This window comes from Spirosoma litoris (assembly GCF_054776755.1).
Genome location: NZ_BAAHBI010000070.1, coordinates 30,702 through 47,753, shown reverse-complemented (window position 1 = coordinate 47,753; position 17,052 = coordinate 30,702). Strand labels below are relative to the sequence as shown.

The 17,052-nt window shown below is 48.7% G+C and carries 10 protein-coding genes; 8 read left to right on the top strand and 2 right to left on the bottom strand.

The genetic code is table 11. From position 1 onward, the window contains the following. The first annotated feature begins 580 nt into the window (after positions 1-580). From ACYVGR_RS33100 to ACYVGR_RS33075, 6 genes are all read left to right on the top strand, one after another. A complete protein-coding gene (locus tag ACYVGR_RS33100) occupies positions 581-913 on the top strand; it encodes an element excision factor XisI family protein (RefSeq protein WP_460964530.1) in 333 nt (110 codons plus the stop codon). Positions 914-1,056: 143 nt separating this feature from the next. Continuing rightward, complete coding sequence (locus tag ACYVGR_RS33095; RefSeq protein ID WP_460964528.1) at positions 1,057-2,436, top strand: glycosyl hydrolase; 1,380 nt, start codon at positions 1,057-1,059, stop codon at positions 2,434-2,436. Beyond that, positions 2,436-3,881: an oxidoreductase gene (locus tag ACYVGR_RS33090; protein WP_460964526.1), complete on the top strand. Its 1,446-nt coding sequence runs from the start codon at positions 2,436-2,438 to the stop codon at positions 3,879-3,881. The genes ACYVGR_RS33095 and ACYVGR_RS33090 overlap by 1 nt, the downstream gene beginning before the upstream one ends. A gap of 103 nt (positions 3,882-3,984) precedes the next feature. Next, complete coding sequence (locus ACYVGR_RS33085) at positions 3,985-4,755, top strand: 3-ketoacyl-ACP reductase (RefSeq protein WP_460964524.1); 771 nt, start codon at positions 3,985-3,987, stop codon at positions 4,753-4,755. 143 nt (positions 4,756-4,898) lie between these two features. Beyond that, positions 4,899-6,203 carry a Gfo/Idh/MocA family protein gene (locus ACYVGR_RS33080; RefSeq protein WP_460964522.1) on the top strand — a complete coding sequence of 435 codons (1,305 nt, stop codon included), beginning with the start codon at positions 4,899-4,901 and terminating at the stop codon, positions 6,201-6,203. A 96-nt stretch (positions 6,204-6,299) separates the two neighbouring features. Beyond that, complete coding sequence (locus tag ACYVGR_RS33075) at positions 6,300-7,559, top strand: MFS transporter (protein WP_460964520.1); 1,260 nt, start codon at positions 6,300-6,302, stop codon at positions 7,557-7,559. A gap of 70 nt (positions 7,560-7,629) precedes the next feature. On the opposite strand, the gene odhB is transcribed toward ACYVGR_RS33075, so the two are convergent. Further along, positions 7,630-9,234: a 2-oxoglutarate dehydrogenase complex dihydrolipoyllysine-residue succinyltransferase gene (odhB, locus tag ACYVGR_RS33070; RefSeq protein WP_460964519.1), complete on the bottom strand. Its 1,605-nt coding sequence runs from the start codon at positions 9,232-9,234 to the stop codon at positions 7,630-7,632. 87 nt (positions 9,235-9,321) lie between these two features. After that, positions 9,322-12,099 (bottom strand): 2-oxoglutarate dehydrogenase E1 component, encoded by a 2,778-nt coding sequence (locus ACYVGR_RS33065; protein ID WP_460964517.1) that lies wholly within the window; start codon positions 12,097-12,099, stop codon positions 9,322-9,324. A 323-nt stretch (positions 12,100-12,422) separates the two neighbouring features. Between ACYVGR_RS33065 and ACYVGR_RS33060 the strand changes: the two genes are divergently transcribed. Both ACYVGR_RS33060 and ACYVGR_RS33055 read left to right on the top strand, forming a co-directional pair. After that, positions 12,423-15,674: a cyclic nucleotide-binding domain-containing protein gene (locus ACYVGR_RS33060; protein ID WP_460964515.1), complete on the top strand. Its 3,252-nt coding sequence runs from the start codon at positions 12,423-12,425 to the stop codon at positions 15,672-15,674. After that, complete coding sequence (locus tag ACYVGR_RS33055; RefSeq protein ID WP_460964513.1) at positions 15,671-17,041, top strand: ATP-binding protein; 1,371 nt, start codon at positions 15,671-15,673, stop codon at positions 17,039-17,041. The genes ACYVGR_RS33060 and ACYVGR_RS33055 overlap by 4 nt, the downstream gene beginning before the upstream one ends. The last annotated feature ends 11 nt before the right edge of the window (positions 17,042-17,052 follow it).

Sequence of the window (17,052 nt, the reverse complement as noted above, 5' to 3'; positions counted from 1 at the left end):
GCTCACAGTTTATAAGGCTATAAAGAGAAATGACGTATACAACAATAAGCGAAAAAGGCTTTTCGGAAAAAGCAAACGTTTGTTGAAAATATATTACCAAAGGTTTGGTAATAGTAATACGTGTGGTAACTTTGTGTCATTAGTGACACAAAAAAACGCCCCACCCTTTAGGGATGGAGCGTCTAAAAAAACTAGCTTAGAGGTGTCGATGGTAGGACATCAACATCGAAAAGCCGGTTCGTATCAGTCCAAGAACCGTCTGGATTAATGGCTGATACTTCTTAAGGCAGTTTAGTATCTGTTGTACTAGTCTGCTCTTTTTTGCTCTCTGCATGGTTACACATGTTTTGAGTGTAAAAAATCCGTGACGCTCCGCGCACGACAACGGGCTGATCGGCTGCTGCTAACAGTTGATCAGCGTTGCAAATTAACTAAATGCTATACGGTCCCCAAATTGATAACTAATTTGAGTTATCAATTTGGGGACTACTTCTTATGAACTGATACTACGCTAAAAAATGTAAAGGGGAAAAATCGAAAGCTAAGAGCATCGATTTTTGAGCCTAGAGGTTATTGAACAATGGATACCCTGAATCAATATCGTCAACTTGTTCGGAATGAACTTGAACAATATGCTGGCTTCTCGTCAAATCAGGCCGTTAGAGACGAAGTAGTATTCGATACGGAACGCGATCGATATTTATTGGTCAGTATTGGCTGGGAAGGCGACAGACGGATTTTGCAGCCTGTTCTTCATGTTGATATAATTAACGGGAAAATATGGGTTCAGGAAGACAATACAGACTGGCCCATTGCCGAAGCGTTTGTTAAGGCAGGTGTTCCTAAAGAAGATATTGTATTAGGATTTCATCCAGAATACGTACGTAAACATACGGGATTTGCTGTATCGTAATAGTTTTCTATTAGGCTGGAAGGCCACATCTGGGTGATATAATTGTGTTATCACCCGGCCGTGGCCGTCCAGCCTACAGTAGTCAATTACCCCCTTTCTTCTTTAGGAAAAGTAAGCGATAAACTCGCCGACCCTTACCTAGCATGCAGATTGACAATTCGTTAAAGCCTGCCGATCTCTCGGCGAAACTTGACCGATTCTGGAACCTATCCGGCCAGAAAATTAACCTGATTGAAAAAGAATACGACGTAACAAAAGGCTCGCCTGTGTTTACCGTTGCGGGGAAATATTCTACACGCGGCTGGACAGAGTGGACACAGGGATTTCAGTTCGGCTCTGCCATTCTCCAGTTCGACGCAACGAATGACGCCAACTTTTTGGAAATAGGCCGTCAGAAAACGCTGACCGTGATGGCCCCGCACATTAGCCACATTGGCGTTCATGATCATGGGTTTAATAATGTCAGCACCTACGGAAATCTCCTTCGATTAATGCGGGAGGGCCGAATCCCGACTAACGAATGGGAGGCCAATTTCTACGAACTAGCTCTCAAAATCTCCGGTGCGGTGCAGGCCAGTCGCTGGACAACTGTAAAAAACGGCGGCTTCATTAGCTCATTTAATGGCCCACATTCATTATTTGTCGATACCATTCGCTCGTGCCGTGCCTTGGTCTTGAGTCATGCGTTAGGCCATGTATTCCAAGGGGAAGGCGATGCAAAAATCAATTTGCTGGAACGAGCTTTACAGCATATGAAAGCCACTGCCGATTATTCGGTGTTTTATGGCGAAGGCCGGGATTCGTACGATCTCTGGGGACGAACTGCGCACGAAAGCGTTTTTAACGTGAAAGACGGCAATTTCCGTTGTCCCAATTCACAGCAGGGCTACTCGGGATTCACAACCTGGACGCGCGGTCTGGCTTGGGCTATGTGTGGATTTGCCGAAGAACTGGAATGGCTCGCTACTCGCGACAATGCCGAATTAGAACCGTTCGGAGGTCGTGAATTTATTGAGGCTTATATGCTCAAAGCCGCCACCGCCACCTGCGATTTTTACATCGACCACACGCCTACCGATGGTATTCCGTATTGGGATACGGGAGCACCAAATCTTCACCGCTTGGGCGATTACCTCAACCGCCCGGCCGATCCTTACAATGATTTCGAACCTGTCGATAGTTCTGCCGCGGCTATTGGGGCGCAAGGATTGTTGCGTTTGGGGAAATATCTGACGGATAAAGGCAATGCCGAAGCTGGGCAACGATACCATCAAGCCGGTTTAACGGTGCTCAATACCCTATTGGATGAGCCTTATTTGAGCACTAATCCAGACCATCAGGGACTGATTTTACATTCGATTTACCACCAGCCTAATGGTTGGGATTATGTGCCAGCGGGAAGTAAAATTGCCAATGGTGAGTCGAGCATGTGGGGCGATTACCACGTTCGTGAGGTAGCACTATACCTGCAACGGATTATCCGTAACGAGCCTTATTACACGTTCTTTAACTGTTTGTCCTGATGAGCGAGAAATATAAACCCCAATTCCCGCGGATGGCGCAGTTGAAAACAGCGACCGACTTGCGGAACTATCTGGAAAAGAACGATATCGCCTTGCCGTTTGACGACACGTTACTGCCTCCTGCAGAAAGTCCGTTCAATCAGACTATTCAACTCAAATCCGGCAAAACGATTGGCAATAGCCTTTGCATTTTGCCGATGGAAGGCTGGGATGGTACGACCGATGGACGCCCAACGGATTTTACCCGGAATCGATGGCGGAAATTTGCCATCAGTGGGGCCAAATTATTGTTCGGTTGTGAGGCTGTAGCCGTGTGCCACTCTGGAAAGGCCAACCCGAACCAATTGGTACTGAACGACGAAACGTTTTCTGATTTTGTTGAACTGCGGGAATTGATTCTGAAAGAACATGCGGAGGCATTTGGTAAAACCGACGACCTGTTGATTGGTCTTCAACTAACGCATTCAGGGCGCTTTTGTAAACCCAAGAGTCACAAGGCCTTTGAGCCGAAAATATTGTACAGCCACCCGTTTCTGAACAGTAAATTCGGAATGTCGGCTGATTATCCTACACTTACGGATGAGGATATCGATCAGATCATCGAACAGTATATCGAAGCTGCTGTTTTGGCGCAAAAAGCAGGTTTTGACTTCGTCGATGTAAAACATTGTCATGGTTATCTGGGCCACGAATTTCTGAGCGCAGTAAATCGGGAAGGACGTTATGGTGGTTCGTTTGAGAACCGGACACGCTATTTGCGGAACATCGTGGCTGGCATTCGCCGGGCCGCACCGGGGCTGGAAATTGGCATTCGTTTGAGTGCGTTCGATATGCTTCCGTTCAAGAAAAGCGCCAGTGGTCCGGGCATTCCTGAATCGGCAGAGCAATATCCGTTTGCTTTTGGTGGAAAAGCGAACGGACTAGGCGTTGACTTAACCGAAACAAAAGCATTTCTGGCACTGGCCGAATCACTTGGTATCCAGATCGTTTGCATTACGGGCGGAAGTCCCTATTATAATCCACACCTGATGCGCCCCGCTTTGTTCCCGCCATCTGACGGCTACCTACCACCCGAAGATCCATTGTTGGGTGTAAAACGACAAATAGACGTAACGAACGAGCTAAAACAGGCTTTCCCCGGATTAGTGATTATTGGGTCCGGCTACTCGTATTTGCAGGAATGGTTGCCCAACGTAGCACAGGCTGTCTTGCGAGCCGGTATGGCCGATAGTATTGGTTTTGGCCGGATGGTACTATCCTATCCAACCATGCCCGCCGATATGATTGCGGGGCATTCGCTCGTCCGAAACTTAATCTGTCGCACGTTTTCAGATTGTACGACAGCGCCACGCAATGGCCTGATTTCAGGTTGTTATCCACTGGATACGCTCTACAAAAAGAGACCCGAAGCCGAACAGCTTAAAGCAATAAAAGAAAGTCTATAACGCGTATTTCTTGTGGTGTCGGACGGTCCGCCGTTGCGGTTCTGAAACCCGACACGTTTATAAAATAGCAAAGTGTCGGGTTTAAGAACCCGACACCACGAAAATGAAGCGAGTCGCACTAATTACAGGGGGGAGCCGGGGTATTGGATACGGCATTGCTGAACAACTGGCCGATGCGGGATTCGATATGGCAATCAACGGCGTTCGACCGGAAGAGGCCGTTAAAGATGTTGTCAACGCATTAAGGCAACGCGGGAGCGATGTGATTTACTGCCAGGGCGATATTGCCTCAAAAGAGGATCGCTCAGAAATGTTACAGAAGATAGAGGCCCATTTTGGCCGCTTGCACGTATTAGTTAATAATGCGGGTGTAGCGCCAAAAGAGCGTCGGGATATTCTGGAAGCAACTGAAGAAAGTTTTCACCACGTACTGTCAACGAATCTGCAAGGGGCTTACTTTCTGACGCAGGCTGCGGCCAACTGGATAATTAAACAGAAGGCTGAACAATCAGATTTCTGGGGCTGTATCATCAACGTTTCGTCGGTTTCGGCCACGGTGGCATCCGTTAATCGAGGAGAGTATTGTGTAGCGAAAGCAGGTCTCAGTATGGCAACCCAACTATTTGCTGCTCGACTGGGCGAATTCAATATTCCAGTTTATGAAGTTCGGCCGGGTGTTATAAAAAGTGATATGACAGCAGGGGTAACGTCGAAATATGATAAGTTGATTGAAGACGGTCTATGTGTTCAGAAACGCTGGGGCCAACCCCACGATGTTGGTTTGGCTGTAGCGGCTCTTGCTCAGGGTAGGTTTCCGTATTCAACAGGTCAGGTCATTATGGTCGATGGGGGTATGACGATACCTCGTTTGTAAGGTTTTGATAATCAGTCTATAGTTTTACCTAATGTAAAATTTTCTGACAGGATTTTCAGGATTTATTGAATGAAACATTATCAAAATAAATCCTGAAAATCCTGTTAATCCTGTCGAAAAAACTCCTAAACCAATTCATATTCATGGACTCCAAACCAGTTTCCCGGCGCTACGTCCTCAAGGCAGGCGCTGTTAGTTCGCTGGCCGCGATTGGCCTGCCTACTTATATCCCGGCACATGCATTCGGGGCCAACGACCGTATTCGGATGGCCGTTATCGGTATTAACGGACGTGGTCAGAATCACATTGAAGGACTGTCGAAACAGAAAGATGTGGAAGTGGTTACGCTTTGTGATGTCGATAGTAATGTATTGCGGGAACAGGCGGCTGAATTTGAGAAGACATACAACCGGAAAGTCCAGATGGTGGACGACCTCCGGAAGGTTTATGATGATAAAAACATTGACGCCGTAAGCATTGCGACACCGAACCACTGGCATGCACTGGCGGCTATCTGGGCATGTCAGGCAGGAAAGGACGTTTATGTAGAAAAACCCGGTGCGCACAACATTTATGAAGGCCGTAAGCTTGTCGAAGCGGCACATCGCTACAATCGGATTGTTCAGCACGGGGTGCAGCTTCGGAGTTCGGTGGCCATTCAGGAAGCCATCAAACACCTCCGCGACGGCCTGATTGGAAACGTCTATATGGCACGTGGACTGGTGTTTAAATGGCGCCCCGATATTGGTAACAAAGGCAATTCGCCCGTTCCGGCTGAACTAAACTGGAACATGTGGCAAGGCCCAGCGCAGGAGAAAGAATTCAGCAAAAACTATGTGCACTACAACTGGCACTGGTTTTGGGATTACGGCAACGGTGACATTGGGAACCAGGGTATCCACGAAACCGATCTTTGCATGTGGGGGCTGAATGTAGGGCTACCCGAAGAAATTACCTCGTCGGGTGGGAAGTTTCTCTGGAAAGACTGCAAGGAAACACCAGAAACCCTTACGTCCGTTTACAAGTACCCATCGCTAGGCAAGGTAATTCAGTTTGAGGTTCGCCCCTGGATGACCAATAAAGAAGACGGCATTGAGATTGGCAATATCTTCTATGGCGATAAAGGCTACATGGTCATCAATGGTTATAACGACTATAAAACCTTCTTGGGCAAAGAGCGTGCGCCCGGTCCAGCCCGTAAAGAAGGGGGCGACCACTACGCCAACTTTATTGAAGCCGTACGTTCTCGGGATAAATCGAAGCAGAATGGCCCTGTCGAGACAGCTCACTTAGCTTCAGGAATCGCTCACCTTGGCAATATTTCTTACCGATTAGGTCGTACGCTCCACTTCGATCCTAAACACGAAGTTTTTGTGGGCGATAAAGAAGCCAATCAGATGCTTACCCGCAAATACCGCGCTCCATTTATCGTACCAGAAAAGGTGTAAGCAATTAGTTTATTGCCATTTCGCTCTTTTTCTGTCATCCCGACATCAGGAGGGATGACAGAAAAGTTGTCTACGATTCTCCCTTATTCCTAATCGATGAAGCCCTTAATGACGCCTGAATCAACGGCAGCGGACCGTTCGGTTATCAGTCAACTGATGCAATTGCCCGTACTGGTAGCTGCCCTTGGCTACCTGGTGGATATGTACGACCTGTTTTTATTTAGCGTTGTTCGGGTTCCGAGTTTAAAAGCGCTGAATTTTGACGGAGATCGGCTACTCAGCGAAGGACTTTATTTGCTCAATATCCAGATGGCCGGGATGCTCGTTGGTGGTATTTTCTGGGGTATTCTGGGCGATAAACGAGGACGACTTTCGGTACTCTTTGGATCTATTCTCTTGTATTCGCTGGCCAATATTGCCAATGGTTTTGTGACCTCATTGGATCAATACGCGCTGTTGCGGTTCATTGCTGGCGTTGGCTTGGCGGGCGAGCTAGGGGCTGGTATTACTTTAGTCACAGAGATTTTGCCAAAGCAGATTCGTGGCTATGGTACCACACTTGTGGCTACGATGGGCGTATTAGGCGCGATTCTGGCTTACTTTGTCGCTGATCTGTTCGATTGGCGAATCTCTTATTTTATTGGTGGAGGTTTGGGCCTGCTGCTCCTGGTCCTGCGATTCAATGTACTGGAGTCCGGTATGTTCGCAAAAGCCAAACAACGGGTCTTGCCACGAGGAAGTATACTCATGCTTGTATCCGACAAACAGCGATTAGCCAAATACCTTCAGTGTATTCTGGTAGGCTTACCGATCTGGTTTGTCGTGGGTATTCTGATCACATTCTCTCCCGAGTTTGGAAAGGCACTTGGCCTGAGTGCGCCGGTCATCGCTGGAAAAGCGGTTATGCTGACGTTTTCGGGACAGGTGTTAGGAGATATTGTAAGCGGGTTACTGAGCCAATCGATGCAAAGCCGGAAGCGCGTTATTCGGCTATTTATGCTCGTCTCGCTCGTGTTTATGCTTGTCTACTTACTGGCTCCGATAAAAGATATAACACTCTTTTATGTCGTCTGTGTTTGTCTTGGCTTCGCGAATGGTTACTGGACACTGTTCGTGACAATTGCGGCAGAGCTGTTTGGGACCAATCTCCGGGCTACTGTAGCAACGACCATACCTAACTTTGTTCGAGGAGCCACCATTCCCCTAAGTGCACTCTTTACACTCTTAAAGCCCTCGCTGGGAACAATTTATAGCGCGCTAACGGTAGGTATTCTAACGCTGGCTGTTGCATTGATCGCCCTTACGTTTCTGGATGAGACGTTTAAGAAAGACCTGGATTATGTTGAGGAAGAATAGCTAAGTATAAAAAAGAAGTGGTGTCAGGTTCGAAAACTTGACACCACTTCTTTTTTATACTTAGCCAATATTACATGTCAAACAGCAAACGGGATGGATCTTCCAGAATTTGCTTCACGCGAACCAGGAAGCTAACCGACTCTTTACCGTCGATGATGCGGTGATCGTACGACAGGGCCAGATACATGATTGGCCGGATTACAATCTCGCCATTCACGACGACAGGACGCTCAACGATGTTGTGCATACCTAAAATCGCCGACTGAGGAGCGTTGATAATTGGCGTTGACAGCATCGAACCGAACGTACCACCGTTGGTAATCGTGAACGTACCACCGGTCATCTGATCGATGGTCAGTTTGTTATCACGCGCCAGACCAGCCAGACGAACGATTTCTTTTTCAATACCGGCAAAACTTAACTGCTCAGCATTCCGAATGACAGGAACAACTAAGCCCCGATCCGTCGAAACAGCGATTGAAATATCGCAGAAATCGTTGAACACCATCTGATCGCCGTCGATCTGAGCGTTTACCGCTGGGAAATCTTTCAGCGCTACGCAAACGGCTTTCGTGAAGAACGACATGAAGCCGAGACCGACGCCGTTTTTCTCCTTGAATTTGTCTTTGTACTTATTCCGCAAGTCCATTACAGCCTTCATGTCTACCTCGTTGAAGGTAGTCAGCATGGCCGTTTCGTTCTTAACCGCTACTAACCGACGGGCAATGGTCCGACGGAGCGAAGTCATTTTCTCGCGACGCTGATTGCGGCCACCCGCTGCAACAGGAGCTGGCGCAGGTGCCGGAGTTGGCGTAACAGGTTTTGGTGCTGTTGGCTGGGCAGCAGGAGCGGCAGGCTGTGCTGGGGCTGGCGACGCTTTCAGGGCATCTTCCTTGGTAATACGACCACCAACACCACTACCCTGAACTTGCTGGGTACTAACCCCTTTTTCGTCCAGAATTTTAGCCGCGGCTGGCGATGGGTAATGAGCGGCATAGCCGTTCTGGCCGTTAGATGAAGGCGTTTCAGCAACAGGTGTGCTGACTGCTGGAGTTGGTGTAGCGGCTGGGGTTGAAGCGCCCGCACCTACTTCGATTTTGGCAATTAATGCACCAATTGGAAGTGTTTCACCCGCCTGGGCCATAATCCGGAGCGTTCCGGCAGCTTCGGCAGGGAGTTCAAACGTGGCTTTATCGGATTCAAGTTCGCACAACACTTCGTCAAGCGCGACTTGATCACCATCTTTTTTGCTCCACGAAGCAATCGTAACTTCCGTAACCGACTCACCGACAGCCGGAACTTTCATTTCAATAACATTCGAAGCGCTACTAACCGGCGCTGCCGCAGGCTCGGCAGCTGGTGCCGGAGCTGCTTGTTCTGTAGGTTTAGGAGCTTCGGCTTTGGCTGGTTCGGCCGTTGGTGCCGGAACTGCTGCGCCATCGCCATTATCAATTGTACAAATGCTGGCACCAATCGGAAGGACATCTCCCTCCTGAGCCAGAATATGCAGAATACCATCTGCTTCGGCCGTTAATTCAAACGTAGCCTTGTCGGAGTCGAGTCCACAAAGAACATCGTCCATTTTTACCTGATCACCTTCTTTTTTGTACCAGGTGCCAACGGTTACTTCGGTAATGGATTCCCCCACAGGAGGGATTTTCATGTCAACGGCCATATAAGTTAGTAGTTAGTCGATAGTCGTCAGGCAATAGTGAGCAGCAAAAATACTAATGACTATTGATGAACAACTATCGACTGATTTTTATTCAAACGCTCTCCGAACAATATCGGCTTGTTCCTGAGTATGGATTTTTGGATAACCAGTAGCGGGTGAAGCCGCTGCTTTACGCGAAATAATTGGCAGATTCAAGCCTACACGCAGCAGATAAGTCCAGTAACCCATGTTTTCGGGTTCTTCCTGTACCCAGAATCGTTCTGCTTTTTTGTATTTTTCCAGTACAGCCTCTAATTGTGTCTTCGACAGTGGAGCTAACTGCTCCAACCGAACAATGGCTACATCGTCGCGCTGATCGGTTTGCTGTTTTTCGAGTAGGTCATAATAGATTTTACCCGTGCAAAGCAGCACACGTTTTACTTTCTTCGCTTGTGCATAGCTGTCGTCGATTATTTCCTGGAAAGAACCTTTCGTCAGATCTTCGAGCGGAGACACACATTTCGGATGGCGCAACAACGACTTAGGCGACATGATGGCCAGCGGTTTTCGGAACGGCCAGGCCAGTTGCCGACGCATGATGTGGAATAAGTTGGCAGGTGTCGTGACGTTGGCTACGGTCATATTGTATTCCGCGTAGAGCTGCAAATACCGCTCAGGGCGAGCATTTGAGTGTTCAGGGCCTTGTCCTTCATAGCCATGCGGCAACAGCATGACAACGCCATTCTGAATCCCCCATTTCGATTCCGCAGCGGCAATGAACTGGTCGATAATCAATTGGGCGCCGTTTGAGAAATCCCCAAACTGAGCTTCCCAGATAACCAGCGCATTCGGTGTTGCCATCGCATAACCGTACTCAAAGCCTAATACGCCATACTCTGATAAGAGCGAGTTGTAGGCCTGAAACTTCGGCTGTCCTTCTTTAATAAAGTCGAGCGATGAATAAGTTTCGTTTGTTTCAGAGTCGTGCAATACCGCATGACGGTGTGAGAACGTACCGCGTTGTACGTCCTGACCACTCAACCGAACGGGATTTCCTTCGAGCAAAATAGAACCGTAAGCCAGCAACTCAGCCGTGCCCCAGTTAACCATTTTGGTATCCGTCAACATCGTCTGCCGATCTTTCAGCAGCTTGTCAATCTGCTTCAGGGGTTTAAACCCTTCTGGAAGCTTAACTAGTGCTTGTCCGATCGTTTCTAACGTTTCGGCAGGAACACCGGTTTCGGGCGATTTTTCGAAATCAGCGGGTTCACTGAAACGAAGCGAAGCCCAGTCGCGGTCCAGACGAAGTTGTTTGTAGGGAATCTCGGCTTTTTGCTTCACGCGATCCAGCCGATCCTGCAATTGCTTTTTGAACTCCGTATCCATGCGTTGGGCCAGTTCGGCATCCACATCGCCCCGCTTGATGAGCAGGTCTTTGTAGATTTCGCGTGGGTTCTGGTGTTTGTCGATGATGTTGTACATCGTTGGCTGCGTGAACTTCGGCTCGTCGGACTCGTTGTGTCCGTAGCGTCGGTAGCAAACCATATCGATAAATACATCCCGTTTGAATTTCTCCCGGAATTCAACGGCCAGTTTGGCGCAGAAAATAACGGCTTCTGGGTCGTCGCCATTCACGTGGAAAACAGGCGCATCAACGATCTTGGCAATATCCGAACAATAGATCGACGAGCGAGCATCTTCGAAATCGGTGGTGAAACCAATCTGGTTGTTAATCACGAAATGGACCGTTCCGCCGGTTTGGTAACCTGCCAGTTTGGCCATCTGCGTTACTTCGTAAACAATACCCTGACCAGCCACGGCGGCATCGCCATGAATCAGGATCGGCATTATTTTCGTGAAGTCGCCCTTATATTCTTCATCGGCTTGCGCCCGTACGAATCCCTCAACAACGGGGTTCACCGCTTCCAGGTGCGATGGGTTCGGAGCCAGCTTTACACTAATCTGCTTACCCGATTTGGTTTCGGTCAGGCTCGAATAACCCAGGTGATATTTAACGTCGCCATCACCATGAACTTCTTCAGGTACGTTTCCTTCAAAACCGTCGAAGATCGATTCGTACGATTTGCCCAGAATATTGGCCAGTACGTTCAGGCGGCCCCGGTGTGCCATCCCGATCATTACTTCCTCAACGCCCATATCGGCAGATAGGCTAATGATTGCGTCGAGCGCTGGGATCGTTACTTCGCCCCCTTCGAGCGAAAACCGTTTCTGACCCAGGTATTTTGTGGCCAGGAAGTTTTCGAAAACGGTGGCTTCATTGAGCTTTTCGAGAATGCGTTTTTTCTCGTCGAGCGAAGGCTCAAAAACGAGCGCTTCTTTCTCAATTTTATTTCGCAGCCAGTTTTTAACATCCAGCTCGCGGATGTACATGTACTCGAACCCAATCTCGCCCGCGTAAATCTTGCGCAGCGATTCCATAATGACGCGCAGTGTTGCTGGCCCAATGCCGAGCAGCTTACCTGAGTCAAATACGGTATCTAAATCGGCGTCGGTTAGTGCATAATCCGGCAGATCGATACGAGGTTGCCGATCTTTACGCGCTTTAAGTGGGTTGGTTTTCGCCAGTAAGTGGCCTCGCGACCGGTATGCCTTAATTAAACTGGCAACCGAAACTTCTTTTTCGGCGTGAGTGGCATCTACTGGTTTAGTAGCCGTAGCGTGTCCATTGCCGTTTGCTGAAACTCCATTTGGAGCTGCACCGGCTGGTTTTCCATTTGAACCTTCTCCGTAGGTCAGAGAAAATTCAAATCCTTTAAAAAATTGCTGCCAGCTTTCATCAACAGATTGCTGGTCCTGCTTATAAGCCTGGTAGAGTTGATCTACGTAAGCCGCATCGGAATTGGCTATATATGAGTACTGATCCATGACGGGTGACTCGTCGTTGTTTTTGACTTGCAAAGGTAGCGTATTCAGTTTCAGAGTTTGCCCAAAACTTATTGTTTTTATCCTACTGATGGCTGATAATCGCTCCTTTAGGTATACAACAACTAAAATTTTAATTTTATTACCAAAAATAGATTTTTCAAAACAAAGTATTGGTCGTTATGTGCCAGCAACAATCAATCCAGTAGCGTAAGGTATGATTAGGAAAAGTCATCTCATTTTAGCTAGCCAGATAGATTCAATAGAAGACACACAATAAGGGATTTTAAAGCACTTTTCGGTTAAACCAAAAGTCATATTAGCTCGTGTGGAGTCGTCTTCTGATCGATGGCTGTGTATATTTGACGATAAATCGTGTCCGAAATCTGCTTATGACCGTTGGTCCCGACGTTACCTACCAACCTACTACTTCATCAACTCACCGATGGCAGCGCGCCCTGGGGATTCGACCGGAAGAAGGTCGAACAGTGAGGTTGTTTTTTATTCATAATTTCCTGTTAGGCATTGGTACTATTCTGATTTATGTAGCCTCCAATGCCATTTTGCTTGAAAATCACCCCGAAACGAGTCTGCCTGTGGCCTATGTGGTTGCTGCTTTGGGTATGATTGGCGTAGGCAGAATATATGCGTATTACGAGCATCATCTGGCTTTGCGAAGTCTGGCGGTGCGGGTGCTGCTGGCCGCTGTGGTCATGACAGTGGTGGTCGGAATATTAGTGATTGTGGGGCATTCGGTGGTCGCTGCCGTGGCCATTATGACGGGCTACCGAATCATTTATTTATTAACAAATCTTGAATTCTGGGGTGTCTCGGCGGTTGTATTCGATACGCGGCAGAGTAAGCGCTTGTTTGGCGTAATCAGTTCGGGCGATATGCCCGCCAAAGCGCTTGGGGCTATTCTGGCGGCTCTGGTGCATGCTCATGCCGATGTACTGCGACTTCTGATCGTGGCCTTTGGAGCGTTTCTGGCAGCACTTTATATTGTTCATCTAACGATCCAATCGCACGATGTACATGCTCCGCACCGTTCCGATCGTGCCGTTGGTCGTGAGCCCTCCCGATTGATTGGGAAGCGATTTGGGGGCAGCGAGCTTATTTTCTACATGTGTTTGAGCCTGGCTGTACTAGCCGCCGTGGCCACTGAAATTGAATACAATTTCTTCATCAACGTAAAGCACCGATTTCATGACCAAACGGATGTCATTCGGTATGTGAGCTATGTATTAGCCCTGACGTATGGCGTAGCCATGTTGGTCAAACTGCTTCTGTCGAGGCAGGTACTCGATAAATTTGGTGTGCAACGCTCCTTGCTGGTTCTACCCTGGGTCGCTTTGATTGGCCTGGCTGGTCTGATTGTGATGCACTATACCGCCACGAGCGAGACCGTATTGCTCGTTTATTTCTGTGGTCTTTATTTAGTTTTTGAGGTGGCCCGTCGGGCCTTGTTCGATCCTGTATTCCTTGTCTTGTTCCAGCCTCTATTGCCGCCACAACGGCTGAAAGGCCATACGCTGGCCAAAGGTTTATATGAGCCAGTCGGATTAGGAGTAGCGGGCTTTCTGATTTTTGTTTTTCACACCACGCTCGAATCGGGTGGGGCGCTGGTTTGGCTTGCCTTGCTGGCCGGGGCTATCTGGCTGTTGCAGCATACCTATAAACGGTACTTACTTGAACTGAATGATGCCATTGGGCGTCGGTTTCTGGAGAGCGATCAATTGGCTATGCCTACCGTGGCTCAGGCAAGCCTGATTCAGCAATTGCAGAGCCCGAAGCCAGAAGACGTGCTAGTGGCCATTGGCTGGCTCGATGCCCATAAACCCAGCGAACTGAGTCAGCGGATTCCGGCGTTACTGACGCACATAGATGCTAATGTGCGCCGACGAACATTAGCCACCATAGCCCATTCGAATCAACCAGCGCCGATTCGGCAGTTAACGCATATTGCACTGGCCGATTCTGAGCCAGCTTTGCGGCAACAGGCGTCGTACCTGTTAGGACGTCGCATAAACGTGGAACCCTCGGAGCTGGCTCCGCTTATCAATCATACAGATCTGAATATTCGGCTGGGTGCAATTAAAGGTGTTTTGGAGCTAAATCCACATGATTCGCCAGCTCAGGCCAGCTTACGGCAATTGGCTACTGATAAAGATCCTGCTCATCAACAACTGGCGCTGAACCTAATTGCCGCTTTACGTTTGAATGATTTTGCTCCGATTGTTCGTGAACGACTAACCAGTTCAACACCCGATGTGAAAAAAGCAGCCATCTCGGCGGCTGGCCATCTGTCGAATAAGGAGCTTACTCAATACTTGCTGGATAATTTAACGCATGAAACCATTGGCCGGGCTGTTGTTCAGGCCTTGAAAGCGCGTGGCCCTGAACTAATTCCTGCCTTGCGCCGGGTTCGGCAGGCCACAAAAGATCAGTTGGTGCTGGAGCGGATAGCGGCCATTTGTGGGGCTATTTATTCGCCCGAAAGCCGCCATCTTCTGAATGAGTTAGCGCAGGAGCCTGATTTGCAGGTTCGTGGCGTAGCGCTGCGAGCCTTACGGCGTTTCCCGAACGAGCCCGACGATGATGCCATATTCCGCGCGTTGATGCATGAGGAGGTTTTGCTGGCCCAGCGACTGCTGCACGGGAGTTTGACGGATGCTGATTTGACCGAAACGCTTGATTATGAATTATCGGTCGTGCTTCAGCGATTGTTTGATATTCTGACGCAACTCTATGATTCCGATACGATTGCCGGAGCGCGTATGGGAATTAGCCATCCTGCTCGTGAGCGTCGGGCCAATGCGCTCGAAATGCTCGACAATCTGATTCCAAGAGCCACCTACCAAACTCTGCAAGTGCTGGTCGACGATTTGCCCCGGTCCGAAAAGGTTCGTATTCTTGATGTTGAACTAGGGGCGTTTCATGAGTCTGAATCGATTCGGACGTTTATCCTGCGCATGGGCGAGCAACTATTTTCGTCCTGGACAGTGAGTGTTGTCTTGCGAAGTATGCCTACCAACGAAGCGTCGGTAGCTTATCAAGCGCTAGCCTCTCGTTTCTCCGCCTTATCTCCTTTACTTATGAGCCATTCAACCCATTCGACCGACCAGATTGCCGCCTACGACCGTGTACTGCTATTAGCGCAAACCAGCCTATTTTCGCAAACGCCCGAAAATGTGCTGGCCAGCATAACACCGATTATGAAAGAAGAGCAGCATCCGGCAGGCGAAACCATTTTTCATAAAGGCGACCTGGGCTCTGGTATGTATGTAATTTACTCGGGCGAAGTGGTGATTCTGGATGGCGAAACGGAGTTAGCTCGCTTTGGACGAGGAGATTTCTTTGGTGAACTGGCTTTGCTGGACACCGAATCCCGATCCGCTACCGCCGAAGCCGTTACGGATATTCGGCTACTGCGGATCGATCAGGACGATTTCTTCGACCTGATGGAAGAGCGGGGCGAAGTATTACGGAGTATTGTCAGAAGTTTATCGGGGCGCATTCGTCGGCAGAACGAACTCATTGCTCGTCAATCGGTCAATACTAACAAAGAGCAGGTATGAATTGGCATGATGGGGAATCATTTATAGCGATTGGTCTGGCTGCTACCGTAATTCGCTATCTCCGGCGGTTTCTGGAGACGGAAAAACGGCTTCCCGACTGGGATAGATACCTAAAGCAGACCTGGTATACGGGGCTCATTCTGATGGCGCTCGGCGAGATATTTCCAGATCCCTGGCTAATCTGGTACGAGCTGATCATTATTTTTTCGATCGTCTATACCATCGCCCAACTTTATGAATTCCGCCCTGCCCGAACGCTGCTATTGGCGATTGGCCCCTATGCCTTCGTCCTCATTTTTAAGGATTTACTAGAGCATTTAGCGCCTAAATTCTATAAAGCCAACGACGACTATGTCGATGCGACCTCTACCTTCGCCATCATCTGGTTTATTACGTTTGTAGTTATTGCCAACAACCAGAAAAAGTCGTTAGCCAAAGCGCAGTTGGAGCATGAAAAGGAGCTTGAGAAACGGCGAATTATCGAGGCAAAGAAGAACGAGCTGGAATACCTGGTTGCCGAACGAACGGCCGAAATTACCCGGCAGAAAGAAGAACTGGAGCAAACGGTTACCGAATTAAAAGCGACGCAGAACCAACTGATTCAGAGCGAGAAAATGGCGTCGCTAGGAGAACTCACCGCCGGAATTGCTCACGAAATCCAGAATCCACTCAATTTCGTTAATAACTTCTCGGAGGTCAGTATTGAGCTTATTGATGAATTGACCGAAGAGCAAGCCAAATCGGATCGTGACCACGAACTGGAAGCAGAACTACTGACGGACCTCAAACAGAATCTTCAGAAAATTAGTCATCATGGTGGGCGAGCTTCGTCTATCGTTAAAGGCATGCTCCAGCATTCCCGAGCCAGCACGGGTCAGCGTGAACCAACCGATTTGAATGCGCTGGCCGATGAATATCTGCGATTGGCTTACCACGGTTTGCGGGCCAAAGACAAGACGTTCAATGCCACATTGAAGACGGAATTCGATACCTCGCTGGGCGAAATCAGCATGATTCCTCAGGACATTGGCCGGGTGTTACTGAACCTGTTTACCAATGCCTTTTATGCCGTGCAGCAGCGTCAGAAGAAAGGGGAGGACGCTGGTTATCAACCCACAGTAACGATCAGTACCCGTTGTGCCAACGAAGAAGCCGTCGTTACGGTTAGTGATAATGGGACGGGTATTCCAGAAGCGGTGCAACAAAAGATTTTCCAGCCCTTTTTTACGACTAAACCGACGGGTGAGGGCACTGGTTTAGGACTGTCATTAGCCTATGATATTGTAACCAAAGGGCATAGTGGAACGTTGGAGGTAGCGAGTAAGGAAGGAGAAGGAACAACATTTACCATAACATTGCCAGCCTGATAATCGGGTTG

Coding starts and splice junctions, on each gene's coding strand:
- ACYVGR_RS33100 (WP_460964530.1), top strand. CDS start 581: ATGGATACCCTGAATCAATATCGTCAACTTGTTCGGAATGAACTTGAA.
- ACYVGR_RS33095 (WP_460964528.1), top strand. CDS start 1,057: ATGCAGATTGACAATTCGTTAAAGCCTGCCGATCTCTCGGCGAAACTT.
- ACYVGR_RS33090 (WP_460964526.1), top strand. CDS start 2,436: ATGAGCGAGAAATATAAACCCCAATTCCCGCGGATGGCGCAGTTGAAA.
- ACYVGR_RS33085 (WP_460964524.1), top strand. CDS start 3,985: ATGAAGCGAGTCGCACTAATTACAGGGGGGAGCCGGGGTATTGGATAC.
- ACYVGR_RS33080 (WP_460964522.1), top strand. CDS start 4,899: ATGGACTCCAAACCAGTTTCCCGGCGCTACGTCCTCAAGGCAGGCGCT.
- ACYVGR_RS33075 (WP_460964520.1), top strand. CDS start 6,300: ATGAAGCCCTTAATGACGCCTGAATCAACGGCAGCGGACCGTTCGGTT.
- odhB (WP_460964519.1), bottom strand. CDS start 9,234: ATGGCCGTTGACATGAAAATCCCTCCTGTGGGGGAATCCATTACCGAA.
- ACYVGR_RS33065 (WP_460964517.1), bottom strand. CDS start 12,099: ATGGATCAGTACTCATATATAGCCAATTCCGATGCGGCTTACGTAGAT.
- ACYVGR_RS33055 (WP_460964513.1), top strand. CDS start 15,671: ATGAATTGGCATGATGGGGAATCATTTATAGCGATTGGTCTGGCTGCT.